Source organism: Paractinoplanes tereljensis (assembly GCF_016862435.1).
GTDB classification, from domain to species: Bacteria; Actinomycetota; Actinomycetes; order Mycobacteriales; family Micromonosporaceae; genus Actinoplanes; species Actinoplanes tereljensis.
The window spans coordinates 1-1,576 of record NZ_BOMY01000077.1 but is presented as its reverse complement, the minus strand read 5'-3'; the positions used below and the strand labels follow the sequence as shown (position 1 = coordinate 1,576).

Annotated in this window: 1 protein-coding gene; it reads left to right on the top strand. The window is 69.2% G+C overall.

Annotated features, from left to right (window positions below; genetic code table 11):
• Window positions 1–125: 125 nt before the first annotated feature.
• Window positions 126–1,574, top strand: coding sequence for an NF041680 family putative transposase (locus Ate02nite_RS48520; RefSeq protein WP_203814809.1), 1,449 nt, complete (start codon window positions 126–128; stop codon window positions 1,572–1,574).
• The last annotated feature ends 2 nt before the right edge of the window (window positions 1,575–1,576 follow it).

Below are 1,576 nucleotides of genomic sequence, written 5' to 3'. Positions count from 1 at the left end.
CTTGTCTTTTAACCTTCGGGCTGGTCTGCCTGCTGTTTCACGGTGTCGTGATTGGACAGAGAGACGGCCTTCGGTGATCATGTCGTCTCGCTGAAGATGACCATGATCCTGATCCGAAGGCCGTGATGAGTAGTGTGCCTGACCCCGTTGACCGCGTCGAGTCGCTGCGGCGACTCGGCTGGTTCCGGGAGGAGTTCTACGCCTGTCTGACCCGGCGATCCGACGCCCTGTTCGAGCTGGCCGACGCGTTGTTGTGCGCCGACGGTCCGGTCGAGAGCCTGGTGGGGTTGAGTCTGACCGCCGAGCATCGCCGGGGTCATGGCGCGCTGTATGACGCGATCAACCACGGCCGGGTCGATCTGGGCCGGCTGCGCCGGGCGGTAACAACTGTGCCGTTCCCGCTGGCTGCTGACGGGCGGATCGTGCTGGCTATCGACGTGTCGCCCTGGCTTCGGCGTGAGGCCCACACCAGCCCCGAGCGGCTCTACTGCCACGTGTCCGGGCAGACCCGCGCCCAGGACCAGCGGGTTCCCGGCTGGCCCTACTCGATCGTGGCCGCCCTGGAGACCGGCCGCACGTCCTGGACCGCGATCCTCGATGCCGTGCGGCTCGGGCCGGCCGATGACGAGATGGCCGTGGCCTGCGCTCAACTACGTGAGGTCATCGACCGGCTGATCACCGCAGGACACTGGCGCCCCGGTGACCCGCCGATCCTGATCGTGACCGATTCCGGCTACGACACCGCCCGCCTGGCCCATGACCTGGCCGGCCTGCCTCTGCAGATCCTCGGCCGGCTGCGCACCAGCCGGGTGATGCGCCTACCCGCGCCGCAACGCACACCCACCACCGTCGGCCGCCCTCGCCACCACGGCCCAGAACTGCGGCTGTCCGACGAGGGCACCTGGCCGCAACCAGCTCACCACACCCGGACCGAGACCCGCCGCTACGGCATGGCCCAGGCCGTCGCCTTCAATCGGGTGCATCCCCGGCTGACTCGCCGCGCTGCCTGGATCAGCCACAGCGGGCCCCTGCCCATCCTCGAGGGCACCCTCATCCGGCTGACCGTCGACCGTGTCCCGTCCGGGCAGAACCCCAAACCGATCTGGCTGTGGTGTTCAACGCCCGACCTCAGCGCCGCCCAGGTCGACCTGCTCTGGCAGGCCTACCTACGCCGATTCGACCTCGAACACACCTTCCGGCTGCTCAAACAGACCCTCGGCTGGACCCGGCCGCGGCTACGCGACCCAGCCGCCGCCGACACCTGGACCTGGCTGATCATCGCCGCCCACACCCAACTACGCCTGGCCCGCAGCCTGACCGACGACCTACGCCGCCCCTGGGAGAAACCCGCCGACCCGACCCGAGCCGACCGGCTAAGCCCCGCCAGAGTCCGGCGGGCCTTTAGAAACCTCCGGCCGCAGACCAGTCACCCCGCGCAGGCACCGAAACCCACCCGACCCGGCCCCGGCCGCCCACCGGGCAGCCCCAACCGACACCGCGCACCCCACCACGACGTCGGCAAAACCATCCACCGCGCCCGCACCCAAACCGACCTGCAGAAACCCGAAGGTTAAAA